General features: G+C 70.8%; 20 protein-coding genes and 1 pseudogene. 14 read left to right on the forward strand and 7 right to left on the reverse strand.

The window, feature by feature from the left end:
• Window positions 1-66 precede the first annotated feature (66 nt).
• From OG542_RS32065 to OG542_RS32075, 3 genes are read left to right on the forward strand one after another with little or no spacing between them, the layout of a single operon-like run.
• Window positions 67-630: a hypothetical protein gene (locus OG542_RS32065; RefSeq protein WP_328415383.1), complete on the forward strand. Its 564-nt coding sequence runs from the start codon at window positions 67-69 to the stop codon at window positions 628-630.
• Complete coding sequence (locus OG542_RS32070) at window positions 605-1,891, forward strand: ABC transporter substrate-binding protein (RefSeq protein WP_328415385.1); 1,287 nt, start codon at window positions 605-607, stop codon at window positions 1,889-1,891. Before OG542_RS32065 ends, OG542_RS32070 begins: the two co-directional genes overlap by 26 nt.
• 38 nt (window positions 1,892-1,929) lie before the next feature.
• Complete coding sequence (locus tag OG542_RS32075; RefSeq protein WP_328415387.1) at window positions 1,930-2,970, forward strand: helix-turn-helix transcriptional regulator; 1,041 nt, start codon at window positions 1,930-1,932, stop codon at window positions 2,968-2,970.
• Here OG542_RS32075 and ctaD read toward each other — a convergent pair.
• Window positions 2,969-4,789: pseudogene (ctaD, locus tag OG542_RS32080) on the reverse strand (aa3-type cytochrome oxidase subunit I); the annotation flags it as partial. The gene OG542_RS32075 and the pseudogene ctaD overlap by 2 nt on opposite strands.
• 179 nt (window positions 4,790-4,968) lie before the next feature.
• Here ctaD and OG542_RS32085 point away from each other — a divergent pair.
• Window positions 4,969-5,184 (forward strand): I78 family peptidase inhibitor, encoded by a 216-nt coding sequence (locus OG542_RS32085; protein WP_184597626.1) that lies wholly within the window; start codon window positions 4,969-4,971, stop codon window positions 5,182-5,184.
• A gap of 105 nt (window positions 5,185-5,289) precedes the next feature.
• Here the strand turns inward: OG542_RS32085 and OG542_RS32090 are convergent, their stop codons facing one another.
• Window positions 5,290-6,273, reverse strand: coding sequence for a phosphatase PAP2 family protein (locus OG542_RS32090; RefSeq protein ID WP_328415388.1), 984 nt, complete (start codon window positions 6,271-6,273; stop codon window positions 5,290-5,292).
• 227 nt (window positions 6,274-6,500) lie between these two features.
• Window positions 6,501-7,733: a hypothetical protein gene (locus tag OG542_RS32095; RefSeq protein WP_328415390.1), complete on the reverse strand. Its 1,233-nt coding sequence runs from the start codon at window positions 7,731-7,733 to the stop codon at window positions 6,501-6,503.
• 263 nt (window positions 7,734-7,996) lie between these two features.
• Between OG542_RS32095 and OG542_RS32100 the strand changes: the two genes are divergently transcribed.
• Both OG542_RS32100 and OG542_RS32105 read left to right on the forward strand, forming a co-directional pair.
• A complete protein-coding gene (locus OG542_RS32100; RefSeq protein ID WP_328415392.1) occupies window positions 7,997-9,607 on the forward strand; it encodes an MFS transporter in 1,611 nt (536 codons plus the stop codon).
• Between the two features lie 278 nt (window positions 9,608-9,885).
• On the forward strand, window positions 9,886-11,076 hold the full coding sequence (locus OG542_RS32105) for an acyl-CoA dehydrogenase family protein (protein WP_328415394.1): 1,191 nt from the start codon (window positions 9,886-9,888) through the stop codon (window positions 11,074-11,076).
• Between the two features lie 51 nt (window positions 11,077-11,127).
• Here OG542_RS32105 and OG542_RS32110 read toward each other — a convergent pair whose 3' ends face one another.
• Entirely contained in the window at window positions 11,128-11,565 is a 438-nt protein-coding gene (locus OG542_RS32110) for a cell division protein SepF (RefSeq protein ID WP_184597617.1), read from the reverse strand.
• Between the two features lie 289 nt (window positions 11,566-11,854).
• Here OG542_RS32110 and OG542_RS32115 point away from each other — a divergent pair, with 289 nt between their 5' ends.
• The 3 genes from OG542_RS32115 to OG542_RS32125 all read left to right on the forward strand — a co-directional run bounded on the left by OG542_RS32115 (window position 11,855) and on the right by OG542_RS32125 (window position 15,744).
• On the forward strand, window positions 11,855-13,060 hold the full coding sequence (locus tag OG542_RS32115; protein WP_328415396.1) for a DUF5685 family protein: 1,206 nt from the start codon (window positions 11,855-11,857) through the stop codon (window positions 13,058-13,060).
• A 244-nt stretch (window positions 13,061-13,304) separates the two neighbouring features.
• A complete protein-coding gene (locus tag OG542_RS32120; RefSeq protein WP_261682004.1) occupies window positions 13,305-14,210 on the forward strand; it encodes a S1 family peptidase in 906 nt (301 codons plus the stop codon).
• 451 nt (window positions 14,211-14,661) lie between these two features.
• On the forward strand, window positions 14,662-15,744 hold the full coding sequence (locus OG542_RS32125) for a S1 family peptidase (RefSeq protein WP_193480416.1): 1,083 nt from the start codon (window positions 14,662-14,664) through the stop codon (window positions 15,742-15,744).
• A 234-nt stretch (window positions 15,745-15,978) separates the two neighbouring features.
• Here the strand turns inward: OG542_RS32125 and OG542_RS32130 are convergent, their stop codons facing one another.
• Window positions 15,979-17,007, reverse strand: coding sequence for a DUF3533 domain-containing protein (locus OG542_RS32130; RefSeq protein ID WP_328415398.1), 1,029 nt, complete (start codon window positions 17,005-17,007; stop codon window positions 15,979-15,981).
• Window positions 17,008-17,161: 154 nt separating this feature from the next.
• On the opposite strand from OG542_RS32130, the gene OG542_RS32135 reads away from it, so the two are divergent.
• Both OG542_RS32135 and OG542_RS32140 read left to right on the forward strand, forming a co-directional pair.
• Window positions 17,162-20,599 (forward strand): DNA polymerase III subunit alpha, encoded by a 3,438-nt coding sequence (locus OG542_RS32135; protein ID WP_328415400.1) that lies wholly within the window; start codon window positions 17,162-17,164, stop codon window positions 20,597-20,599.
• Window positions 20,596-21,579 carry a DNA polymerase Y family protein gene (locus OG542_RS32140; RefSeq protein ID WP_328415402.1) on the forward strand — a complete coding sequence of 328 codons (984 nt, stop codon included), beginning with the start codon at window positions 20,596-20,598 and terminating at the stop codon, window positions 21,577-21,579. Before OG542_RS32135 ends, OG542_RS32140 begins: the two co-directional genes overlap by 4 nt.
• A gap of 16 nt (window positions 21,580-21,595) precedes the next feature.
• On the opposite strand, the gene OG542_RS32145 is transcribed toward OG542_RS32140, so the two are convergent.
• Window positions 21,596-21,970 (reverse strand): cupin domain-containing protein, encoded by a 375-nt coding sequence (locus tag OG542_RS32145; protein WP_328415404.1) that lies wholly within the window; start codon window positions 21,968-21,970, stop codon window positions 21,596-21,598.
• 88 nt (window positions 21,971-22,058) lie between these two features.
• Here OG542_RS32145 and OG542_RS32150 point away from each other — a divergent pair, with 88 nt between their 5' ends.
• Both OG542_RS32150 and OG542_RS32155 read left to right on the forward strand, forming a co-directional pair.
• Window positions 22,059-22,505: a MarR family winged helix-turn-helix transcriptional regulator gene (locus tag OG542_RS32150; RefSeq protein WP_328415406.1), complete on the forward strand. Its 447-nt coding sequence runs from the start codon at window positions 22,059-22,061 to the stop codon at window positions 22,503-22,505.
• A gap of 172 nt (window positions 22,506-22,677) precedes the next feature.
• Window positions 22,678-23,538 carry an esterase/lipase family protein gene (locus OG542_RS32155; protein WP_328415408.1) on the forward strand — a complete coding sequence of 287 codons (861 nt, stop codon included), beginning with the start codon at window positions 22,678-22,680 and terminating at the stop codon, window positions 23,536-23,538.
• Between the two features lie 77 nt (window positions 23,539-23,615).
• Here the strand turns inward: OG542_RS32155 and OG542_RS32160 are convergent, their stop codons facing one another.
• Entirely contained in the window at window positions 23,616-24,608 is a 993-nt protein-coding gene (locus OG542_RS32160; RefSeq protein WP_328415410.1) for a lytic polysaccharide monooxygenase auxiliary activity family 9 protein, read from the reverse strand.
• A gap of 182 nt (window positions 24,609-24,790) precedes the next feature.
• On the opposite strand from OG542_RS32160, the gene OG542_RS32165 reads away from it, so the two are divergent.
• The gene (locus OG542_RS32165; RefSeq protein ID WP_328415412.1) at window positions 24,791-25,240 is read left to right on the forward strand and encodes a GNAT family N-acetyltransferase; all 450 of its coding nucleotides are present in this window, start codon (window positions 24,791-24,793) and stop codon (window positions 25,238-25,240) included.
• Window positions 25,241-25,243: the final 3 nt, after the last annotated feature.

Below are 25,243 nucleotides of genomic sequence, written 5' to 3' on the forward strand. Positions count from 1 at the left end.
CTGTGGAAGCTGACCCTGAAAGCACCGGGCGCACATGGCCCGGACCGACACCCGGTGGTGAGCCAGATGGTTCTCGGCAGCGACCTCAGGCGGGGTAAAGCGACAGAGGGCCCGCGAGCCGCGGGACGGGGCACGGCGATCGCGGCCGCCCTGGTCCTGACCCTCGCCCCGGCCCTCGCGGCGTGCAGTGACGACAGCGGCGGCGGCAGCGAGAGCACGCCCCCCACACCGACCACGGAGCGGACCGCGAGCGCGCCGGCCAGCGCACCGGCGGACCGGGCCGCGGCCGAGAAGGAGATCAAGCAGAACTGGCAGACGTTCTTCGACCCGGGGACCTCGACCGAGGACAAGCAGGCCGTCCTGGAGAACGGCGACCGGATGGGCCCGGTCCTGCAGGCCTTCAGCGGTGACGAACGCGGCGGGCAGGTCCAGGCGAAGGTCACCAAGATCGAGTTCACCTCGGCGACCGAGGCCGACGTGACGTACACGCTCACCCTGAAGGGCGCCACCGCTCTGCCGGACGCCTCCGGGACGGCCGTCGAGCAGGAGGGCACCTGGAAGGTGTCCGCCAAGACGCTGTGCGCGCTGGTGCAACTGAGCGGCAATGCGTCGCCGATCCCGGGCTGCTGAGGTTCTCGCCGCGGTGCTGCTGCTCGCCCTGAGCGCGGCCTGCGGCAGCCGCCTCCCGGAGCGCGACTTCGAGCGCGACGGCCGCACCCCGGCGCTCCGCGACTCCGCGCCCCTGCGGGTCGGCATCATCACCAGTGCCACCAGCCCGGTCGGCGGCAGCGCCTTCACCGGCCCGCGCGACGGCGCCAAGGCCTGGTTCGACCGGCTCAACGCGCGCGGGGGCATCGACGGCCGCCGCGTCGAGGTACGCCTGTGCGACGACGGCGGCAGCGGCGTCGGCAACAACGAGTGCGTGCACAAGCTGGTCGAGGAGGACGAGGTCGTCGCCCTGGTCGCCACCACCGCACTGGACTACGCGGGCGCCTCCCGCGTCTCCCGCGCGCGCGTGCCCGACATCGGCGGCCAGCCCATCGGCGGCGCCTACGACACCTATCCGCACCTCTACGGCATCTACGGCAGCCTCGCGCCCCGCGACGGCACCACCGGCTGGGACGGCAAGCTGTACGGGGGGACCGAGGTCTACCGCTACTTCAAACGTGAGCACGGCGCCCGTACCGCGGCCGTCGTCTCCTACAACCAGTCCGCGTCCGCCGCCTACGCCCGGCTCGTCGAGCGGGGCCTGCGCGCCGAGGGCTACAAGGTCGTCACCGAGCAGGTCGACTTCGCCCTGCCCAACTTCCGCGCCGTCGCGGCCGATCTGAAGGAGCAGGGCGCCGACCTGGTCTTCGACGCCATCGACGGCCACGGCAACGCCCGGCTCTGCCAGGCCATGGACCAGGTCGGCGCCGACATCACCGCCAAGGTGACCAACGTGCAGAACTGGACGTCCACCGTCCCCGACGCCTACAAGGACGCCCCGCGCTGCCGCAACGCCCTCTGGGCGACCGGCGCGAGCCGCGACTTCGACGACACCGGCCACCCGGCCGTACGGGAGTTCCGCGAGGCGACGGAAGGCCTGAAGACACACTCCCAGTGGCAGCTGGAGGGGTGGGCCGCCGCACGCTGGTTCACGGACGCGGCGAAGTCCTGCGCGAGGACGGACATCACGCGCGCGTGCGTCGACGGCTTCATGAACCGCAGCCAGGGCTACACGGCGGGCGGACTGCTCCTGCCCGTCGAGTTCCAGCGGCTCGCCGAGCCCCCGAAGACCCGCGAGACCTGCCTGTCGGTGGCCCGCTGGCAGGACGGCAAGGGCTGGGTCGGCCAGGGCGACATGAACCGCACCTGCTTCGACGTACCGCAACTGGCCTACGAGCCTTGAGGACAGCAGCTGTCCGCAAGGGCTGACAGACTCGCCCCATGTTGGAGACCTCGGCACGCCTGCTGCGTCTGCTGTCCCTGCTCCAGGCCCACCGCGAGTGGTCCGGCGCCGACCTGGCCGACCGGCTCGGCGTCAGCGCCCGCACCCTGCGCCGCGACGTCGACCGGCTGCGCGAGCTCGGCTACCCGGTCAACGCCAGCCCCGGCACGGGCGGCGGCTACCAGCTGGGCGCCGGCGCCGAACTGCCGCCGCTGCTGCTGGACGACGACGAGGCCGTGGCCGTGGCGGTCGGGCTGCGCACGGCCGCCGGGCAGGGCATCGAGGGCATCGGCGAGACCTCGGTACGGGCCCTCGCCAAGCTGGAACAGGTGCTGCCGAACCGGCTGCGCCGCCGGGTGGGCGCCCTCAACGCCTTCACCGTGCCGATGCTGCGCGGCCCCGTGCCCGACGCCGTCGACCCCGTCGTGCTGACCGAACTCGCCCACCTCTGCCGGGACGCCGAGCGGCTGCGCTTCGAGTACCGCGGCTACGACGGCACCCTCAGCCGCCGCAGCGTCGAACCCCACCGCCTGGTGTGCACCGAGCGCCGCTGGTACCTGGTCGCCTGGGACCTGGAGCGGGAGGACTGGCGCACCTTCCGCGCCGATCGCATCACGCCCAGGCCGCCGCACGGCCCGCGCTTCGCACCGCGCGAGCCGCCCGCCGAGGACCTGGCCGCCTACGTCTCCCAGGGCGTCTCCACGCGCGCGTACGCCGCCCACGCCGTGGTGCGGCTCCTGGCGCCCCTGGAGGAGGCCGCCGCCCACATCTCACCCTCCGCCGGGGTGCTGGAGGCCGAGGGCCCCGGCAGCTGCCTGCTGCGCTGCGGCGCCGGCAGCCTCGACGTGATGGTCATCCACGTGGTGATGCTGGGCTTCGAGTTCGAGGTGCTGGAGCCGGTGGAGCTGATCGAGGCGATCAGGAGGACTCGCGACCGGCTTGATGGCGCCTTGGCTCGGGCTGCGCAGTCACCGCCGCGTACTCCGGATGGTGCAGGTCGAACGCCGGGGACTCGGACCGGATCCGGGGCAACGCCGTGAAGTTGTGCCGGGGCGGCGGGCAGGACGTCGCCCACTCCAGGGACCGGCCGTAGCCCCAGGGGTCGTCGACCTCGACCTTCTCGCCGTACTTGGCGGTCTTCCACACGTTGTAGAGGAACGGCAGCGTCGACATGCCGAGCAGGAACGCGCCGATCGTCGAGACGGTGTTGAGCGCGGTGAACCCGTCCGCGGCGAGGTAGTCCGCGTACCGGCGGGGCATGCCCTCGGCGCCCAGCCAGTGCTGCACCAGGAAGGTGGTGTGGAAGCCGACGAAGAGCACCCAGAACTGGATCTTGCCGAGCCGTTCGTCGAGCATCTTCCCGGTGAACTTCGGCCACCAGAAGAAGAACCCGGCGAAGATCGCGAAGACGACGGTGCCGAAGACGACGTAGTGGAAGTGCGCGACCACGAAGTACGAGTCCGTCACATGGAAGTCCATCGGCGGCGACGCCAGGATCACCCCGGTCAGCCCGCCGAACAGGAACGTCACCAGGAAGCCCGTCGCCCACAGCATGGGTGTCTCGAAGGACAGCGAGCCCTTGAGCATGGTGCCGGTCCAGTTGAAGAACTTCACGCCCGTCGGCACCGCGATCAGGAAGCTCATGAAGGAGAAGAACGGCAGCAGCACCGCGCCCGTGGCGAACATGTGGTGCGCCCACACCACCACCGAGAGGCCGGTGATCGCCATCGTCGCGCCGACCAGCGTCAGATAGCCGAACATCGGCTTGCGGCTGAAGACCGGGATGATCTCCGTGATGATCCCGAAGAACGGCAGCGCGATGATGTAGACCTCGGGATGCCCGAAGAACCAGAACAGGTGCTGCCACAGGATCGCCCCGCCGTTGGCCGCGTCGAAGACCTGCGAGCCGAACCGCCGGTCCGCCTCCAGCACCAGCAGCGCCGCCGCCAGCACCGGGAACGCCATCAGGATCAGGATCGACGTGAAGAGCGTGTTCCAGACGAAGATCGGCATCCGGAACATCGTCATGCCGGGGGCGCGCATCCCGATGATGGTGGTGACGAAGTTGACCGCGCCGAGGATCGTGCCGAAGCCGGACAGCGCCAGCCCCATGATCCACAGATCGGCCCCGAGACCCGGCGTGCGCTCCGCGCTGTTGAGCGGGGCGTAGGCGGTCCAGCCGAAGTCCGCCGGCCCCGAGGGCACCAGCAGCGAGCCGAGCACGATCAGCCCGCCGAACAGGAACAGCCAGTACGACAACATGTTCAGCCGGGGGAAGGCGACGTCGGGCGCGCCGATCTGGAGAGGCATCAGCTCGTTGGCGAAGCCCGCGAAGGTCGGCGTCGCGAACAGCAGCAGCATGATCGTGCCGTGCAGCGTGAACGCCTGGTTGTACTGCGTGTTGTCGATGATCTGGAGTCCCGGGCGGGCCAGCTCGGCGCGCATCAGCAGCGCCATCACACCGGCGACCAGGAAGAAGAGGAACGATGTGATCAGGTAGAGGTGGCCGATCTTCTTGTGGTCCGTCGTCGTCAGCCAGTCGACCACCACCCGCCCGTGCCGCTTCCTCGGCACGGGCCGCGCCGTCGCCTGTACGGTCTGCGTCCCCATCGCTCGCTCGCCCCTTCGCTCATCGCGTACCGGGCCGCCGAAGCCCGCGCCGCACATACCCCCGAGCTCACGCCATGATGCTCGGGTCACCGCGCGCTCCGACAGGGGCGTATCGGCCTCTCCGTGCCCGATCCACGCATTTCCCGTGCGGCGCCGGCTCGGCCGGACCGGTGACGGCGCCGGAATGGAATGGAGCTCCAGGGGTACTTCTCCGGGAACTTTCCGCCGGGCTTTTCCAGGAGCCCGCATGACACGCGGGAATTACGATCGAATGCCTGCGGAAGGCCTACAGAACCGCTCGTCCGTGTGACGGACATCGCCGGAAACAGCTGTCGTGATCTTGTGACAGAAGTGTGACCGGGGACGGACGGTCACCGGTCCTCGGGCCCGGACTACCGCGGTCGCGGGGCAGGACATAGCGTGGCGGCATGGCACCGATTCCGACACCTTCCGCGGAACCCGACGACAGCCCGGACACCTATGTCGGCCTGGCGGCCGACCGGGCCGAACACCTCGCGCGTGAGCGCGGCTGGCCGACGGTGCGCTCGCTGCCGCCGGGGGCGATCATCACGATGGAGTACCGCGTGGGACGGCTGAACTTCGAGGTCAAGGGCGGCCGAGTGGCGCGGGCCTGGAAGGGCTGAGACCGAGACACGGCGAAGGCCCCGGTTCCGCTTCGGAACCGGGGCCTTCGTGTGCCGGGAGGGGCGTGCGCGCCGGCTCTGCCGTCCGCCGCGGTCAGCCGCCCGTCAGGGGTGGGCCGAGGAGGTCGAGCCGCGCGGGAGCCGCTCCGGGTGCGGCGGGCGGCGGCTGCCGGCCGGGGTGACCGGGGTGCGCTCCGAGCGGGCCGTGTGCGGGCCCGGGGCCAGGTAGGCCGGGGCCCGGGGCGAACGGGCCGCGACGTCGTCCCGGTCGGCGGGCAGCGGCGTGACCACCACGGGCGGCGCGCTGACCGGGGCGGAAGCCGTACCGCTCCGGCGGGACCGCCAGCGGTCGCGCAGGTCGAAGATCCTGGCCTCGGCACGGGCGATCAGCGGCTCGAACCACGGCAGGGCGAGCAGGATCAGCAGCCCCGCGACCCAGCCCAGGAGCACATCGCTCAGCCAGTGCGTACCGAGGTAGACGGTGGCCATCCCGACGCCGAGCGAGGTCACCGCGGACACGGCGGACAGCCAGCGGCGCGCTCTCGGAGTGGAGGCCATATAGGCCAGGATTCCCCAGGTCACCACGGCGTTGGCGGTGTGACCGCTCGGAAATATATCGCCGCCGCGCCACATCTCGTTCGAGCCGATCACGGTCGCGTAGTGCGGTCCCAGCCGGCCCATGCCGTACTTGGCGGCGCCGACCGTGATGTTCAGCAGGAGCAGCGAGACGCCGAGGGCGAGCAGCGGACGCAGGGTGTGCTGCCGCCAGGAGCGCCAGCCCAGCCAGGCCGCGACCATCACCGCGGTCGGGCCGCGCTGGCCGAGCACCACGTAGTAGTCGACGAACCAGTGGATCTCCGACCACTGCTGGTACGGCCGGAAGAACATGACCTGCCAGTCGAGCCGGACCAGCCAGGACGTGATCACCACAGCCCACACGATCGCGCCGTAGAACGCCGCGGTGGCGGCGATGAGCACGACGCGGTGCCTGCTCATCTTCGGCACATCGATGTGGGCGGGTCGTTCCGGCTCACGATCCAGCCGGGCGAACACCCGGTCCAGACGGGTGAGCTTCGGTTCGGTACGCACCCAATCGACGTTACAGCGAGTGAGCTCTGATCCCGGGCGAATCAACGGCTTTGTGATGACGATGTGATGTGGGATTCCTCTCAGGAGGAGGTTTATTTCCACCGAATCCGCAATCGTCGGCCGCTGTGGCCTTCAATTCCTTTGATCATTCCGGATGGGGGTTTTATTGCGCTTTTGAATTCGTTCACCGGAGCATGGTGCGGAATTCCCCCGGCGCTCACAGCGGGTCAGGGCGGACCGGAGCCGTTCAGCCAGAACGCCCCGTACACCGCAGAGGCTACCGCCACGGACCCGAGCACCAGCGCTGACCTGCGCGTACGCAGCCGGGCCAGGGCCAGTGCGAGGGGCAGCAGAAGCGGGAAGGCGGGCATCAGCAGGCGCGGTTTCGAGCCGAAGTAGCTCGACGCGCACAGCGCGAGCGCGGTGACGACCCCGGTGTAGACCAGCAGCGGCAGCCGCTGGCGCTGACGAACCCCGACCACATACAGCCAGATGACTGACGCGACCCCGACGATCAGCCCGACGCCCGCCAGGGCCGAGGGGAACGACGTGAACTTCTCGGCGACGAACCGGGCGAAGGCGTACCCGCCGTCGAAGCCGTTGCGCCACCCGGCCTGCACGTCGAGATAGCCGAGCGGCCCCTTGCCCGTGTGGTGGCCGACCCACAGCACGTAGCCGGCGGTGCCGAGGGGGGCCAGCAGCATGCCGAGGACGCGAGAGGCATCGGCGGAGGCGGAGGCGGGGGCTGAGCCGGGGGCGGGGCCGGAGTCGGGGGCGCTTGGCGCGATCCGCGCGCCGTCCGGTTCGCTCGCGCGTCGGTCCCGCACGAAAGAGGCGAGGGCCGCCACCCACACCGCCGCCACCACCGCCATCCCCACCGGACGGGTCAGCCCCGCCAGCAGGGCCAGCGTGCCCGCCATCGGCCAGCGGCCGGTCAGGACCGCGTACAGCGCCCACGCGGCGAGCGCCGTGAACAGGGACTCGCTGTACGCCATCGACTGCACGATCCCGACCGGGAGGACGGCCCACAGCAGCACCGCGCACACCCCGGCCCGGCGGCCGTACACATGGTCGGCCACCGCGAAGATCCCCCAGGCCGCGGCGAGAGAGGCGAACAGACTGACGAGGAAACCCCCGTCCGCGTACGACAACGGGGACACCGCCGCCACCAGCCGCTCCAGCCAGGGCAGCAGCGGGAAGAACGCGAGATTCGAGTGCACGTCCCCGTTCGCCAGGCGCACCTCGTAGCCGTAGCCGAGCTCGGCGACCCTGGTGTACCAGAGCGCGTCCCAGCGAGCGGTCAGCAGTGTGTACGCGCTCTTGTCCCGGGCCGCGCTCCACACGGCCAGGGCGAGAAGGCCCAGGGCACGCACGGCCGCGTACCCCAGCAGCGCCGGGGCCGCCCGGCGCAGCGCCCCGGCGCGGGACGACGGGGTCGCGCGCGTCTCGAGATCGGTCACGGGCCCGATTATCGACCCGGGGCGGAACCGGGCGGCCGGCCGGGGCGTGGTCGACCCAGAGGGGAGTGGCGTACGCCACATCTTTCCGCCGGGACTGTGAGAGGTCCGCCACTAGGCTCCGGCGGGGACTCGCGTACGCTGACGTGTCACTCGCTTTTCGTTTGCGCGGGCCGGAGACCACCGCTCCTCTCCGGCCGAGTCGCGGGGGCGTCCCCCACCCCGTGAGCCCGCCGATCGCGAGGGAACATCTGGGAGGTACGTACATGTCCGGGACGACCACGGCTGCCGCTGCGCTGCGCCGTCGGGCGGCCGGGGCCGGTGCCAACCGCTGGGCGGTTCTCGTCGTCCTCTGCGTCAGCCTGCTGCTGGTCGCCGTCGACGCCACCGTGCTGCACGTGGCGGTCCCCGCCGTCACCGAGGACCTGAGGCCCGGCGGGATCGAGCTGCTCTGGATCGTCGACATCTACCCGCTCGTCTGCGCCTCGCTGCTGATCCTGTTCGGCACGCTGGGCGACCGCGTCGGCCGCCGAAGGGTCCTGCTCCTCGGGTACGCGCTGTTCGGCGTGGCCTCCGGTATGGCGGCCCTGGCGGACAACGCCCAGGTGCTGATCGCGGCGCGGGCGCTGCTCGGCGTGGGCGGCGCGATGATCATGCCCGCGACCCTGTCGATCCTGCGCCAGGTCTTTCCGGACCGGCGCGAGCGGGCGCTCGCGATCGGCATCTGGAGCGCCGTGGCCGCGGTGGGCGCGGCGGTCGGGCCGCTGCTGGGCGGCTTCCTGCTGGAGCACTTCTGGTGGGGTTCGGTCTTCCTCGTCAACATTCCGTTGATGCTGGTCAGTCTTCCGGTGGGGCGGTTGCTGCTGCCCGAGTCGAAGGGCGACGGCACCGGTCCCTGGGACGTCATCGGCGCCCTGATGGCGGCGGCCGGGCTGTTCGGCATGGTGCTGGGCGTCAAGCGGCTCGGAGGCGGGGAGCCGGTGTGGAGCATGTTCACCGTGCTGCCGCTGGTCCTGGGTGCGGCGCTGCTGGTGGCCTTCGTACGGCGGCAGCGGCGGCGGGCGTATCCGCTGGTCGACCTCAAGATGTTCGCGCGGCCGGCGTTCAGTACGTCCGTCGGCTGCATCGTTCTGGCGATGCTCGCGCTGGTCGGTCTCGAGCTGATCGCGGCTCAGTACCTCCAGCTGGTGCTCGGGCTGTCGCCGCTGGAGACGGGGCTGCGGCTGCTGCCGCTGACGTTCGCCGCGATGGCGGCCGGGCTGGCCGGTGCGCGGATGCTGCGGCGGTTCGGGCCGCGGCGGATGGTGAGCGTCGGGTTCTGCCTCACGGCGTTCGCGGTGGTGCTGCTGACGGCGCTGGGCCGGACCGACGACTGCGCGTTGATGCTGGCCGCGTTCGTGCTGCTGGGCTTCGGTCTTGAGACGACGCTCTTCGGGGCGTACGAGTCGATGCTGAGCGAGGCGCCGCAGGAGCAGGCCGGTGGGGCGGCGGCGATCGGGGAGACGTCGTACCAGCTCGGGGCGGGGATCGGGATCGCGCTGCTCGGCAGCGTGATGAACGCGGCGTACGCGCCTGGGCTGTCGGGTGTGCCGGGGGTGCCGGCGTCGGCGTCCTCCTCGGCCGGGCATTCGCTGGGGGAGGCGTACGAGGTTGCCGCGCAGCTGGGCGGGTCGGCCGGGGCCGCTCTACGGCATGCCGCCCGGGACGCGTTTGTGCACGGACTGCATGTGACGTTGCTGGTGAGCGCGGGGTTGTTGGTGCTCGGGGCGGTGATGGCGTTGCGGTTGCCGCGGACCATGCAGTGCGAGGAGGCGGGTGCGGGGGCTGTGGAGGTTCCTGCGCAGAGGGACGCCGCGGAGTCGCGCGTCTCGGTGTGAGTCGCCCACCCACGCACCACCCGTAACTGCCGACCGAGGGGTCAGGGTCGCCCGTGGGGGCGGGGCGCCGTCGGCGGCTTGTGGCAGTGGGGCTTCGGCGCCGGCCGGACGGTGCCCTGCGTGCTCTGCCGAGGCAGGAAGGCCCGCAGGCGCCGATGGTGCCCCGCTCCCGTCGGAGACCTGCCCCTCAGTTGGGAGCTACGGGTGGTGCGTGGGTGGGCAGGCGTCGTAGCGTCTTGACTAGCGGTGCTAGTTAAAGAGCCTCGGAGGGTGTCAGCATGTCCCAGTCGTCCAGAATTCCTCCCTTCGACCCCACCGATCCCCTCGGCCTCGACGACCTGCTGGATCCGGAGGACCTCGGCATCAGGGACACGGTCAGGGCCTGGGCCGCGGACCGGGTGCTGCCGTATGTCGCCGACTGGTACGAGAAGGGGGAGCTGCCGGAGATCCGGGAGCTGGCCCGGGAGCTCGGGGGTCTCGGCGCGCTCGGGATGTCGCTGAGCGGGTACGGGTGCGCCGGTGCCTCCGCCGTGCGGTACGGGCTCGCCTGCCTGGAGCTGGAGGCCGCCGACTCCGGCATCCGGTCCCTCGTCTCCGTGCAGGGCTCCCTCGCCATGTACGCCATCCACCGGTTCGGGAGTGAGGCGCAGAAGCAGGAGTGGCTGCCTCGCATGGCCTCCGGCGAGGTCATCGGGTGCTTCGGGCTCACCGAGCCGGACCACGGCTCCGACCCCGCCGCCATGCGGACGTACGCCAAGCGCGACGGTACCGACTGGGTCCTCAACGGCCGCAAGATGTGGATCACCAACGGCTCGGTCGCCGGCGTCGCCGTCGTGTGGGCGCAGACCGAGGACGGGATCCGGGGATTCGTGGTGCCGACCGGCAGCGCTGGGTTCTCCGCTCCGGAGATCAAGCACAAGTGGTCCCTGCGCGCCTCCGTCACCAGCGAACTCGTCCTCGACGACGTACGACTGCCCGCCGACGCCGTACTGCCGGAGGTCACCGGCCTGCGCGGACCGCTCAGCTGTCTGTCCCACGCCCGGTACGGAATCGTCTGGGGCGCCATGGGCGCGGCCCGCAGTTCATTCGAGGCCGCGGTCGACTACGCGAAGTCGAGGGAACAGTTCGGGCGGCCCATCGGCGGCTTCCAGCTCACCCAGGCCAAACTCGCCGACATGGCGGTCGAACTGCACAAGGGGATTCTGCTCGCCCATCATCTGGGGCGGCGCATGGACGCCGGCCGCCTGCGTCCCGAACAGGTCAGCTTCGGCAAGCTCAACAACGTACGAGAAGCGATCGAGATCTGCCGCACGGCCCGCACCATTCTCGGCGCCAACGGGATCTCGCTCGAATACCCCGTGATGCGGCACGCGACCAACCTCGAATCGGTGCTCACCTACGAGGGCACCGTCGAGATGCACCAGCTCGTGCTGGGCAAGGCGCTCACCGGACTCGACGCCTTCCGGTAGACCCCGTCCGGTGAACCCTGCGCGGGGGCAGGGCCGGTGAGCGGCCCTGCCTCAGCTCTGGTTGAAGAAGCCGTCCGTGCGGTGCCCGGCCGGGTCGCCGTTCACGATCTCCGTGTTGGCGGGGGTCAGCAGGAACACACGGGTCGACACCCGCTCGATCGAACCCCGCAGGCCGAAGATCAGCCCGGCCGCGAAGTCGACCACGCGCTTGGCGTCGGCGGCGTCCATGGCCGTGAGGTTCATGATGACCGGCACGCCTTCGCGGAACAGCTCGCCGATGGCGCGGGCGTCCCGGAAGCTGTCCGGGGTCACCGTGCCGATGCGGCGGCCTCTCTCCTCGGCGACGTCCGAGGCCACCTTGACGCGCGGATCGGTGACCCAGGCCTCCCCGGACTCGGTCCCGTCGGAGTAGTCGTCGTCGTAGTAACGCTCGTCTTCGTTGTCGTCGACGAGGCCAAGCCAGGCACTTGCCTTGCGTACCGATCCCATGGACGCCTCCTCTCACAGCGGTCATTCTGCTTTCCGCATCCCTATGGTCGTCCATGATGCGGATGGCGCGCCAAGTGGATAGACGCCGCACGGGGGGTTTGTGACGGTACTGGTGCACAGCGATTCCGTCGAGAGTCCGTGTTTCCCAAGGGCCTTGTCGTAAACGACTGCTGACTGTGAGTGAAATATGATTCTTCACGGCGTACGGGTGATGGGCGGTGCGTACGGGTGAACAGGTTGGCCGATACTATGCGGCCGCCCAAACATCGTACGGAGCGCGGGGGACGTCGTGTTCGGAATGGTCAGGCCCTGTCGGCATCGGCTCGGTGAGAGTCTCACCGCCCAGTGGATGGCGCATTTGTGTGGGCTGTGTCTCGCGTTGCGCGGGGACCACGGTCAGCTCGCGCGCATCGTGACCAACTATGACGGGCTTCTTGTCTCGGTATTGACGGAGGCTCAGACGGGCCTCGCGACCGGCGCGTCGAGTGGCGTGGGACGGCGTACGGCGGGTCCCTGTCCGTTGCGCGGGATGCGCACCGCGTCCGTCGCCCACGGTGAGGGAGCGCGGCTCGCGGCGGCCGTGTCGCTGGTGCTCGCCTCCGCCAAGGTGCGCGACCACGTCGCCGACGGCGACGGGCTGCTGGCCCGGGCGCCGGTGGCGCGCGCCGCGCGCCGGGTCGCGGCGGGCTGGGACCGGGCCGGGGCACGGACCGGCTCCGCCGTCGGGTTCGACACGGCCGTCCTGGTCGATGCCGTGGACCGGCAGGGCGGTATCGAGGCGCTCGCCGGGCCCGGGACGCCGCTTCTGACGGTGACCGAACCGACCGAGACCGCGACCGCCGCCGCCTTCGCGCACACGGCGGTCCTCGCCGGCCGGCCGTACAACGCCGAACCGCTCGCCGAGGCCGGACGCCTCTTCGGGCGCCTCGCCCACCTGCTGGACGCCGTGGAGGACCGGCACGCTGACGCCGCGTCAGGCGCCTGGAACCCGATCACCGCGACCGGCACCTCCCTCACGGAGGCCCGGCGGCTCGCCGACGACGCGGTGCGCGGCGTCCGGCTGGCGCTGCGGGAGGCGGAGTTCACCGACGGGCGGCTGGTGCACCGGCTCCTCGTGCACGAACTGCGCACCTCCGTCGACCGCGCCTTCGGCACGACCGCCTGCGCCCACACCGCCGGTCCCGAGGCGGCCGGCCCTCATGCGCCGCCCGGTACCGGCGCCCCGGGCGGGCCCGGCGCCCCGCTGCCGCCGGAGCCGCCGCGTGGCAACCGGCGCGGGCTGCTCACCGGATGCGCGGTGTGGCTCGGCCTCGCCTGTACGTGTCAGATGTGCTGCGGCACGTACCAGGACCCGTGGACGGGCGAGCGCAAGGAAGGGCAGTGCGGCAACTGCGACTGCAGCGGATGCGGAGACTGCTGCAGCTGCTGCGACTGTTGCGGCAACTGCTGTGACAACTGCGGCTGCGACGGCTGCGACTGCGGCTGCAACTGCTGAGGCACCGGCAGGACGCGTGAGCGCACGCCGGTGTGAGGCGTGGTGGGCAGGTCCCTCGTAGAGGTCGTTCAAAGGGCGACGGCCGAAAGGCACCCTTGCGCCTACCGGCCGTTCGGCCGAATACTCCCCCCAGCGCTTGTCAGGGGCACGGCGTGTTCGGAAACCGGACACGCGGTCCCAGGCTGCGCCTCACGGGCCCGAGACCCCACGAGGGCCCCCTACTTCCCCTGTGGAGGAACGAAAAGTGAGGATCAAGCGCACCACCCCCCGCAGCGGCATTACGAGACGGACCCGGCTGATCGCCGTTTCCACCGGCCTCGTCGCCGCCGCAGCGATCGCGATCCCCAGCGCGAACGCGTCCGACACCCCCACCACCTTCAGCGCCGCCGAGCTCAAGAGCGCGAGCGGCTCGATACTGAAGGCCGACGTCCCGGGCACCGCCTGGGCCGTCGACAGCAAGACCGACCGTGTCCTCGTCACCGTCGACAGCACGGTCACCCAGGCCGAGATCGCGAAGATCAAGCAGCAGGCCGGCGCCAACGCCGACGCGCTCACGATCAAGCGCACCCCCGGCAAGTTCAACAAGCTCATCCAGGGCGGCGACGCCATCTATGCGAGTAGCTGGCGCTGCTCCCTCGGCTTCAACGTCCAGAACAGCAGCGGTCAGCAGTTCTTCCTGACCGCCGGTCACTGCACCGACGGCGCGGGCACCTGGTACTCCAACTCCGGCCGTACCACGGTCATCGGCTCGACCGCCGGCTCCAGCTTCCCGGGCAACGACTACGGCCTGGTGCGCTACAGCGGGTCCGTCAGCCGGCCCGGCACCGCCAACGGCGTGGACATCACGCGCGCGGCCACCCCGAGCGTGGGCACCACCGTCATCCGCGACGGCTCCACGACCGGTACGCGCAGCGGCCGGGTCACCGCCCTCAACGCCACCGTCAACTACGGCGGCGGGGACATCGTCTCCGGCCTGATCCAGACCACTGTCTGCGCCGAGCCCGGTGACTCCGGCGGCTCGCTCTACGGCAGCAACGGCACCGCGTACGGTCTGACCTCCGGCGGCAGCGGCAACTGCTCCTCCGGCGGTACGACGTTCTTCCAGCCCGTCACGGAGGCCCTGAGCGCCTACGGGGTCAGCGTGTACTAGGCCCTACCGGGCAGCAGCAGCAGACAGCGTTCTGAGCCCCCGCACGCATTGCGTGCGGGGGCTTTCCTCTGCGGGGTGGGGCGGTTTGTAGCTGCTTGTCATGATTTAGGGAGAGTGCAGGGAAAGGTGTGTCAATATCCGCCCCTCGGATGCTGATTGCGGTCAGTTGGTTGGGCGATTTTCAGCCATGGCCAGACCTCGCAGAGTGGGCACACATTACTCACGCGTAATGTTTGCAGTGTGAACGCGCGTGAAGCGTGTGCGAGTTGGGTCCGTTTTGACCGTGCCCGGTCAAAATGTGGGGGCGTAGGGTCGGCAATCTACGCGCGTCCTGAACTCGACCTTGTGTGCTCCCCGTTGTCCTCGGAATAGTGGGCGCTCGTCAACAAGGCCTTCCGGCTCGCGAGGTCCCCACAACCTCCCGGGCCGACCCCCCACAGGAGGACGTGAGTTGAAGCACCGACGCATACCCAAGCGACGTGCAGCCCTGGCAGGTGCGGGTATCGCCGCACTGGTCGCCGCCGGAGTGACCTTCCAGTCTGCGAACGCCAGCGAGCCTGCGAAGGCCTCCGCCCCCGAGACCCTGTCGGTCTCCGCGGCCGGAAAGCTCGCCTCGACGCTGGCCAAGGACCTGGGCGCCGACTCGGCGGGTACGTACTACGACACGAAGAGCAAGAACCTCGTGGTGAACGTGCTCGACGAGGCCGCGGCCAAGGCCGTCGAGAAGGCCGGCGCCAAGGCGAGAGTCGTGGCGAACTCCCTCTCCGAGCTGAAGAGCGCCCGCAGCACGCTGAAGGCGGACGCGACGATCCCGGGCACCGCCTGGGTGACCGACCCGACGACGAACAAGGTCGTCGTGACCGCCGACCGTACGGTCTCCAAGGCCGAGTGGGCGACGCTGACGAAGGTCGTCGACGGGCTCGGGGCGAAGGCCGAACTGAAGAGGTCGAAGGGGGAGTACAAGCCGTTCATCGCCGGTGGTGACGCGATCACCGGTGGCAGCGGCCGCTGCTCGCTCGGCTTCAACGTGGTCAAGGGCGGCGAGCCGTTCTTCCTGACCGCCGGGCACTGCACCGAGGGCATCTCCACCTGGTCGGACTCCAGCGGCAAGGAGATCGGCACCAACGCGGACTCCAGCTTCCCGGACAACGACTACGGGCTGGTCAAGTACACCGCTGAGGTGGCTCACCCGAGCGAGGTGAACCTCTACAACGGCTCGACCCAGAAGATCTCGGGTGCCGCCGAGGCGACCGTCGGCATGGAGGTCACGCGGAGCGGGTCGACGACCCAGGTGCACGACGGGAAGGTCACGGGGCTGGACGCCACCGTGAACTACGGCAACGGCGACATCGTGAACGGTCTGATCCAGACCGACGTCTGCGCCGAGCCCGGTGACAGTGGCGGCTCGCTCTTCTCGGGCAGCAGCGCGGTCGGGCTGACGTCCGGTGGCAGTGGTGACTGCACCTCCGGTGGCGAGACGTTCTTCCAGCCGGTGACCGAGGCGCTGTCGGCGACCGGTACCGAGATCGGCTGACTCGTAGCTTTGTGAAGTCCCGCCCCTTGTGTGAGGGGCGGGGCTTTTGCGTGTGTCGCGCGCTGTTTGTCGTGTGCCGGTTGTGGTGGGTCGGGGCCGTGTCGGGGGGTGTCCGTCCTCGGAACGGCGCGTGGGGTTGCGTACCGACTGACTCTTCGTTGACGCGCCAACCAGCTGCGGGCGGACACCCCCCCGACACGGCCCCTTCCGTACGTGGGTGCGGGTGCGTGCGTCCTACGGTGTGTGCGCCGGGGGGCTTGTGTCTGCTCGCCTTCGCAGCGCGGCGGCTGCCAGGGTGATGGCGGCTCCTGTCACGGCCCAGGCCGTCAGCACCAGGAGTGATGTGGCCATGGCGTTGTTCTCGAAGTAGGCGATCGAGCGGGTGGCCCAGGTGCCTGCTCCTGGGGGGAGTGCCGGGCCGATCGCCTTCCAGAAGGGCGGGAGCAGGGGTGGGGGGAGGGCGCCGCCGGCGCTCGGGTTGCCGAGAATCACCACCAGGAGCACCACCAGGCCGATACCGATCGTGCCGAAGACGCCCTGGAGGGCGAGGGTGGCCGCTCCTACGGCGAAGATGATCAGGGCGCCCAGGCCCCAGAGGGTCGCTGTGCTGCCGGGGAGGGCGTCCAGGACCGGCCCGGTGATGAGGGCTCCGCCGAGGCCGCCGGTGATCGCGACCAGGGTCATGACCGCCAGGCGGATCGCGGCGCGGGTGGGGTTGGAGGGTTTCGCCCCGGCGCTGATGGCCAGGGCCGCGGCGCCCAGGTAGCCGCCCACGCACCAGCCGACCACCAGGTAGAAGGACGAGAGCCCGTTGGGGTCGTGGGCGGCGGACGGGATGACGTCGACCGTGCGGAGTGTGCGGTTCTCCGATCTCTCCAGGGTGGTGACGAGGGTCGTCAGGGTGTTGGCGAGGACCCTGCCGCCGCCGGAGGCCACGAGGAGGGTGTCCCTGCCCGCCGGGTTGATGATCAGGGCGCCGTCGATGTCCCGGTTCGTGATCTGGTTCCGGGCTGTGGCCGCGTCGGGCAGTGCGCGGGGGTCCAGGGGGGAGCCGGGCAGTCGTTCCAGTCGGGTCACCGCTTGTGCGGAGGCGGCCTGTGGGGCGACCACCGCGAAGGGCACGTCCCTGGGTTTCGGGTCGTGCAGTGCTCCCACGTAGGAGGCGATGAACAGCAGCTGGAGGGCGATCACGCCGAGGATGAGCAGCGTGGCCCGCGGGGTGACGGCGCCTTTCACCTCGCTGAGGAACGAGCTGTGCGGCATGCCTCCACGGTCGGGGGCGGTCGGGTGTTTCCGCAGGTGGGGCGGGGCCGAACGGATGTCGCACACACATTCGAGGATGGGGGTATGGTGGGGGTGAGGTAGCTGGGAACAGATGTTCGAGAGCTGGTATGGCTCACGAGTGCGGGAGGTGCGTGTGCCGGGGTTCACGCATCTGCACACCGTCTCCGGATTCTCGTTGCGATATGGAGCCTCGCATCCGGAGCGGCTGGCCGAGCGTGCCTCCGAGCGGGGCATGGACGCTCTGGCTCTCACTGATCGCGACACGCTCGCCGGTGCTGTCCGGTTCGCGAAGGCCTGTGCGAAGGCGGGGGTCCGTCCGGTGTTCGGGGCGGATCTGGCGGTGGCGGGCGCCCAGCCTTTGGAGAGCGGGGATCGGCGGGGGCGGCGTCGGACTCCGGTGCGGGGTGGGGCCTTCGTCGACGAGTCGGCTCCCCGCGTGATCTTTCTTGCCCGCGACGGTGCCCGGGGGTGGGCCGGGCTGTGCCGGCTCGTCTCGGCGGCGCATGCGGGGGAGGGGCCTACGCCTCTGCTGCCCTGGGAGCACCATCACGCCGAGGGGCTGACCGTGCTGCTCGGGCCCGAGTCGGATGTCGGACGCGCCCTGGCCGCGGGGCGCCCCGATCGTGCGGCGCGGCTGCTCGTGCCCTGGCGGGAGGTCTACGGCGACGACCTGCGGCTGGAGGCCGTCTGGCATGGCCGAAAAGGTACGGGTCCAGGGTCCCTGCGGCTGGCCGCCCGCACCGTCGGGTTCGCCGCCGAGCAGCGGATCCGGCCCGTGCTCAGCAACGCCGTACGGTACGCCGACTCGGGGCTGGGGCCGGTCGCCGACGTCCTGGACGCCGCCCGGCGTCTGGTGCCCATCGACCCGACCAAGGAACTGGATTCCGGCGAGGCCTGGCTCAAGGGAGCGGGGGCCATGTTCGAGGTGGCGGAGCGGGTCGTGGAGGCCGCGGGGTTCCGGCGGGACACCGCTCATCGGCTGGTGGAGCAGACCGAGGCCACGGCCGCCGAGTGCCTGGTCGATCCCGAGGACGACCTCGGGATCGGTACCGTCCACTTCCCCGAACCGCACCTGGTCGGCGCCGACCGCCGTACCGCCCAGCGGACGCTGGCCTCGCGGGCGGTGGCGGGGATGGTGTCGCGCGGGTACGACCGGCGGCGGGAGTACTGGGAGCGGATGCACCATGAGCTGGACATCATCGCCCACCATGGCTTCGCCTCTTATTTTTTGACCGTTGCCCAAGTGGTCGACGACGTACGGGGGATGGGGATCCGGGTTGCCGCCCGGGGGTCCGGGGCGGGGTCGCTCGTCAACCATCTGCTCGGGATCGCGCACGCCGATCCGATCGAGCACCGGCTGCTGATGGAGCGGTTCCTGTCGAAGGAGCGGGTCGTGCTGCCCGACATCGACATCGACGTGGAGTCCGCGCGCCGGCTGGAGGTCTACCGCGCGATCATCGGCCGGTTCGGCACCGAGCGGGTCGCGACGGTCGCGATGCCGGAGACGTATCGCGTGCGGCACGCGATCCGGGATGCGGGGGCCGCCCTGTCCATGGACCCGGCCGAGATCGACCGGGTCGCCAAGTCCTTTCCCCATATTCGGGCGCGGGACGCCCGTGCGGCACTGGAGGAGCTGCCCGAGCTGCGTGCGCTGGCGGGGGAGAAGGAGAAGTACGGGAGGCTGTGGGAGCTGGTCGAGGGGCTGGACGCCCTGCCGCGCGGGGTGGCCATGCATCCGTGCGGGGTGCTGCTCTCGGACGCCTCGCTGCTCGCGCGTACGCCGGTCATGCCGACCAGCGGCGAGGGTTTTCCGATGTCGCAGTTCGACAAGGACGACGTCGAGGACCTCGGGTTGCTGAAGCTGGACGTGCTGGGTGTGCGGATGCAGTCGGCGATGGCGCACGCCGTGGAGGAAGTGGAGCGGATGTCGGGTGTCAGGGTTGACCTGGATGCCCTGGCGCCGGGGGATCCGGAGACGTACCGGCTGGTGCGGTCCGCCGAGACGCTCGGGTGTTTCCAGATCGAGTCGCCGGGGCAGCGGGACCTGGTCGGGCGGCTCCAGCCGGCCACCTTCCACGATCTCGTCGTCGACATCTCGCTGTTCCGGCCCGGGCCGGTCGCCGCCGACATGGTGCGGCCGTTCATCGAGGCGCGGCACGGGCGGGCGCCGATCCGCTATCCGCACCCGGATCTGGAGGAGCCGCTGAAGGAGACGTACGGGGTAGTCGTCTTCCATGAGCAGATCATCGACATCGTCGACATCATGACCAGGTGCGGGCGTGGTGAAGCGGACCGGGTGCGGCGGGGGTTGTCGGATCCGGAGTCGCAGGGGCGGATCAAGGTGTGGTTCGCGCGGCACGCGGCGGCCCGGGGCTATGACGCGGAAACGATTCAGCGGACCTGGGAGATCGTCGAGGCCTTCGGGTCGTACGGCTTCTGCAAGGCGCACGCGGTCGCCTTCGCCGTGCCGACGTACCAGTCGGCGTGGCTGAAAGCGCATCATCCGGCCGCTTTCTATGCCGGGCTGCTGACACATGATCCCGGGATGTATCCGAAGCGGCTGCTGCTGGCGGACGCGCGGCGGCGGGGTGTGCCGGTGCTGCCGCTGGATGTGAACGCGTCGGGGATCGGACACCGTATCGAACTGGTGTCCGGTAAGTGGGGGCTGCGGCTGGCGCTTTCCGACGTGCATGGCATCAGTGAGGCCGAGGCGGCGCGGATCGCCGAGGGGCAGCCGTACGCCTCGCTGGTCGACTTCTGGGAGCGCGGCCGGCCCAGTCGTCCGCTGGCCCAGCGGCTCGCGCAGGTGGGAGCGCTGGACGCTTTCGGAGCCAACCGCCGTGATCTGCAACTGCATCTGACCGAGCTGCACCGGGGCGCGCGGGGTGCGGGCGGCGGACAGCTCCCGATGACCGGAGGACGGAAGACCGCCCCGGCCGGGCTGCCCGACCTCACCTCGGCGGAGCGGCTCAGTGCCGAGCTGGGCGTGCTGTCCATGGACGCCTCGCGCCATCTGATGGACGACCACCGGCGGTTCCTCGACGAGCTGGGCGTGGTCTCGGCGCGGCGGCTGCGCGAGGCCCGGCACGGGGAGACGGTGCTGGTCGCGGGCGCCAAGGCGGCTACCCAGACGCCGCCGATCCGGTCCGGCAAGCGGGTCATCTTCTCCACCCTGGACGACGGCACGGGCCTGGTCGACCTCGCCTTCTTCGACGACTCCCACGACGCCTGCGCCCACACCGTCTTCCACTCCTGGCTGCTGCTGGTGCGCGGGGTGGTGCAGCGGCGCGGCCCGCGCAGTCTCAGCGTGGTGGGCGCCGCCGCCTGGAATCTCGCGGAACTGCTGGAGGTGCGCCGGGAGGAGGGCCTGGAGGGCGTCGCGGCCCGGCTGGCCGGCACGGAGGGGGCGCCCGAACCGGCGGACTCCGCTGCCCAGGATCCGATGGAGCAGCGGAAGATCCGCATGCCCACGGGGTACGAGATGCACCCCTGGGCCGATCTGCGTCCCGCGGGCGAAGGACCCGCGGTGGGACGGAAGTTGTGGCACCAGAGTCCGGGGAGTGCGGGATGACCATCCTCTGCGTACGTTTCCAGCTGCCTCCGACACGCGAGGCCGATCTGCCCCGACTGCTCGGGATGCTCGAGGAGTTCACGCCCGTCGTCCAGGCCCTGCCACCGGACGGGGCGCTGGCCGACCTGCGGGGCGCCGAGCGGTACTTCGGGCGGGACGCCGTCGAACTGGCCTCGGTGATCCGGGTGCGGTCGCTCGCGCTGTACGGCGTCGACTGCGTGATCGGCGCCGGACCCGGGCCGATGCTGGCCCGTGTCGCGCTGGGCGACGCCGTGCCCGGGGTGACGTCCGCGGTGCCCGAGGGGCGGGACGCCATTGCGGAGTTCCTCGCGGAGAAGCCCGTCGCGGCGCTGCCCGGCGTCGGCACCGCGACCGCCCGTACGCTGGGCGACTACGGCCTCGACACCCTCGGCCTGGTCGCCGCCGCGCCGCTGTCCACGCTCCAGCGGCTGGTCGGCGCGAAGGCCGGCCGGGAGCTGCACGAGAAGGCGAACGGCGTCGACCGCGGCCGGGTCGTCCCGAACGCCGTCTCCCGCTCCCTCGCGACGGAACGCCCCTTCGAGCGCGACGAAGTGGACCCGGACCGGCACCGCCGGGCGCTGCTGTCGGCCGCCGAGGAGATCGGCGCCCGGCTGCGCGCCCTGGACAAGGTCTGCCGCACGCTCACTCTCACCGTGCGCTACGCCGACCGGTCGGCCACCACTCGCAGCCGCACGCTGACCGAACCGACCGCGCACTCACCGGCGCTGACCAGGACCGCGTACGGCATGTACGAGGCGCTCGGTCTGCAGCGCGCCCGGGTGCGTGCGATCGTCCTGCGTGCCGAGGGGCTCGACCCCGCCGACCAGGCCTCCTGCCAGCTGACCTTCGACCCCGTGGACGAGAAGACCCGCCGCATCGAGGAGGTCGCGGACCGCGCGCGAGCGAAGTTCGGGCCGCGGGCGGTGATGCCCGGGGGACTGGGCGGACTGGCGGCGTGAATCCTTCCACGTGACGTCAGTTGGCCCACGGCGGCGCGATGCGGGTGCCGTCGGCCAGGCGGGCCTCCAGACCGATGGAGGTGGTGACCCAGGAGTACGCGGTCCGGTCGGTGGGGTTCTCGACGGTCAGGGTGGCGCCGGGGTTGATGATCACCGTGTCGCCCGCCGTGATCCGGTCGGTGCGGCCGTCGAGGGTGATCAGCAGCTCGCCGTCGAGCAGATGGAAGATCTCCTCCCGGCTGACCGTGTGTGCGGGAGCCTTGAGACCGGCGGGAATCTCACCGCGCCAGGCGCACAGTTCCTTGCTCCCGCTCAGCGGTGTGGCGTACGAGACGAAACGGGTGCCGTGGATCTCGTGCGTGACGGCTTCCGAGGGGCGGATGACGGGCATGGCTGCCTCCGGTCGACTAGTTGGTCAAGCAACTTGACTATATGGTCAAGCTGCTTGACCGTCACGTCAAGGGTGTTTCAATGCATGCGTGCAGAACTCCGAGGCCATGGCCCTGTCCGCCGCCCTGCTCGCCACCGCCGGCGGGCTCACGCAGCGCATCCACGAGGGCGTGGTCGCGCGCGGCTTCGAGGGGGTGCGGCCCGCGCACGGCTTCGCCTTCGCCCGGCTCGCTCCGGACGGCGCGACGGTCACCGACCTCGCCGTCCATCTCGGGGTGACCAAGCAGGCCGCGAGCCAGCTCGTCGACGAGATGGTGCGCAAGGGATACGCCGAGCGGCGGGGGCACCCCGAGGACGCGCGGGCGCGGCTGATCGTGCTCACCGCGCGGGGATGGGCCTGCACGCGGGCGGCCGAGGAGGCGGCTGCGGAGGCGGTGCGGGAGTGGGGTGCGGTCCTGGGGGAGGGGGAGGCGCGGGTGCTGCGGGAGCAGTTGTCGCGGATCGCGCCGCGAGGTCCTCTGCGGCCTGCCTGGTGAGGAAGGGTCAGGCGGGCCGGCCGGCGTCGGTTATCGCTGGAAGTTTTTACTGACACGTAACTTCCCAGTTTGACTACTCGCTCGTAACTTGACGAGTGAACAGCATCCTCGTGATCCGGATCACAGGGCGTCGTGCCGTCGCACCTCCCTTGACCCGCAAGGAGATCACTCGATGCTGCCCTGGAAACGAGTGCTCAGACCCCTGGCCGCGCTGCTGCTGACCGCCGCGGCCGTCACCGTCCCCGCCACCACCGCACAGGCGGCCGCCGCCCCGAGCGCCGGCTGGAACGACTACTCCTGCAAGCCGTCCGCCGCCCATCCCCGCCCCGTCGTCCTGGTCCACGGCACCCTCGGGAACTCCGTCGACAACTGGCTCGGCCTCGCCCCCTATCTGAAGGTCCGCGGCTACTGCGTCTTCTCCCTCGACTACGGCCAACTCGAGGGCGTCCCCTTCTTCCACGGCCTCGGACCCGTCGAGAAGTCCGCCGGACAGCTGAAGGACTTCGTCGGCAAGGTGCTCGCCGCGACCGGCGCCGCCGAGACCGACGTCGTCGGACACTCGCAGGGCGGCATGATGCCCCGCTACTACCTGCGGTTCCTCGGCGGTGCCGCCCAGGTGAACGCCCTGGTAGGCATCGCGCCCAGCAATCACGGCACCACCCTGAACGGCTTCGCCAACCTGCTGCCCTACTTCCCGGGCGCCGCGGACCTGTTGGCGAAGAACACCCCCGCCCTCGCCGACCAGGCCGCCGGCTCCGACTTCCTCAAGCGGCTGAACGCCGGCGGCGACACCGTGCCCGGCGTGCGCTACACCGTCATCGCCACCAAGTACGACGAGGTGGTCACGCCGTGGCGCAGCCAGTACCTGAGCGGGCCGGACGTGCGCAACGTCCTGCTCCAGGACCTGTGCCCCGTCGATCTGTCCGAGCATGTGGCCATCGGGCTGTTCGACCGGATCGCCTTCCACGAGGTGGCCAACGCCCTTGATCCGGGGCGTGCCAGGCCCACCACCTGTGCGTCGGCGTTCGACTGACACGTGTAGGGGAAACGTTTCGGGGCCTGTCCGGCCTGAGCCGCCGGACAGGCCCCGAGTCAGGGGGCGGATGCTGGTCAGCGGCCGTGGCGGCCGCCGCTCACCGCCCGGCGCCGGGCCGACAGGAACAGGGCCGACGAGCCGAGCGCCAGCGCGGCGGCGCCGCCGATCGCGAGGTACGTCGTGCTGCTGTCGCCGCCCGTCTCGGCGAGGTTCTCGGCGGCACCGGCCGCCTTCGGCTGGTTGGGAGCGACTTCGGCCGCCTCGGGCCGGTTCCGTGCGGTGCTCTGCGGGGCACCGGCCGGCTCCGCCGAGGTGCTGGGGTCGTTGTCGCCGTGCCCGTGGTGCTCGATCGTCGACTTGTCGTTGCCCGCGTCGATCTGCTCCTTGGTGGGAGCGGAGGCCGTCGGGGCCGGGGCGGTGCCGCCTGCCGCGCTGTCGCCGCCTCCGAAGGTGACGTCCGAGCAGGAGTAGAACGCCTCCGGACTGTCCGACCGTTGCCAGACCGCGTACAGCAGATGTCTGCCCGAACGCTCGGGCAGGGTGCCGGAGAAGGTGTAGAAACCGCCCCTGGCGGCCGGGTCGGTGGACGTCGCCACCGGGTTCTTCAGATCCAGGTCGCTCCAGGCCAGCGGCTTGGCCGGGTCGTAGCCGGACTTGGTGAGGTACACCTTGAAGGTGCCCTTGTGGGGCGCCGTCACGCGGTACTTGAAGGTGTGCGAGCCGCTGCGCACGCCGGTCGCGGGCCAGTCGGCGCGGGCCAGGTCGAGCCCCTTGAACTGCGCGTTGTTCGCGCTGCACAGCTTGCCGTCCGGGATGAGCCGCCGGTGCCGTCCGCCCGCGTCGCCGATGCGGATGCCGTTCCAGTCGTAGAGGGCCTGCGTGCCGCCCGCAGCGACCGCTGCCTTGCACGCGGCCGACTTCGGGCTCTCGGGGCCCTCGGCGTAGCACTGCGAGACCCGGCTGACCGGGTCGCCCATGGAGCCGTGCGCGGCCGCCGGCGTGGCGGTCAGGGCGAGCGGAAGGCTGCCGAGGGCGGCGACGGTGGCTGCGACGCGGCGTGCGGGCATGCGGGAACTCCTCGAAACGGTTTCATGGGACAGGGCCGGGCCCGGGTGGGCCGGATCCCGTGGGGTGATCCGAAGCTAGCCCCGGAGAACCGCGAAATCGCCTGCTGAGGACGGGTGGAGGAGATCCTTATGGCCGCGTTAAGGGAGTGCTCAGACTGGCATCAGGTAGGTACCGTCGCGGCATGGCAGACGAGGAGATCCGGCCGGCCGGAGCCGCCGACGTACCGGCCGTCGAGGGCGTGATCGACGAGGCCTTCCGCCCCTACGTCGAGCGCATCGGCCGGGTGCCGCAGCCCATGGAGGAGGACCACGCGGCGAACGTGGCCGCGGGGAAGGTGTTCGTGACGGGTGAGCCCGTGACCGGCCTCGTCGTGGTCGAGGCCTTCGAGGACCATCTCTTCCTCGACATCATCGCCGTCCACCCCACCGCGCACGGCAGGGGAGTGGGGCGACGGCTGCTTCGGTTCGTCGAGGCACGCGCGCGTGCGCTGGGCCTGTCCGAGGTCAGGCTCTACACGAACGCGATGATGTGGGAGAACCAGAAGATCTACCCGAGGTACGGCTACGAGCTGGTGGAGCGCCGTGTGGACGGGCCCTACGACCGTGTCCACTACCGCAAGCGGCTGCTCTGAACC

Origin of the sequence: Streptomyces violaceus (assembly GCF_036014075.1) — a bacterium.
Classification (GTDB): Bacteria; Actinomycetota; Actinomycetes; order Streptomycetales; family Streptomycetaceae; genus Streptomyces; species Streptomyces violaceus.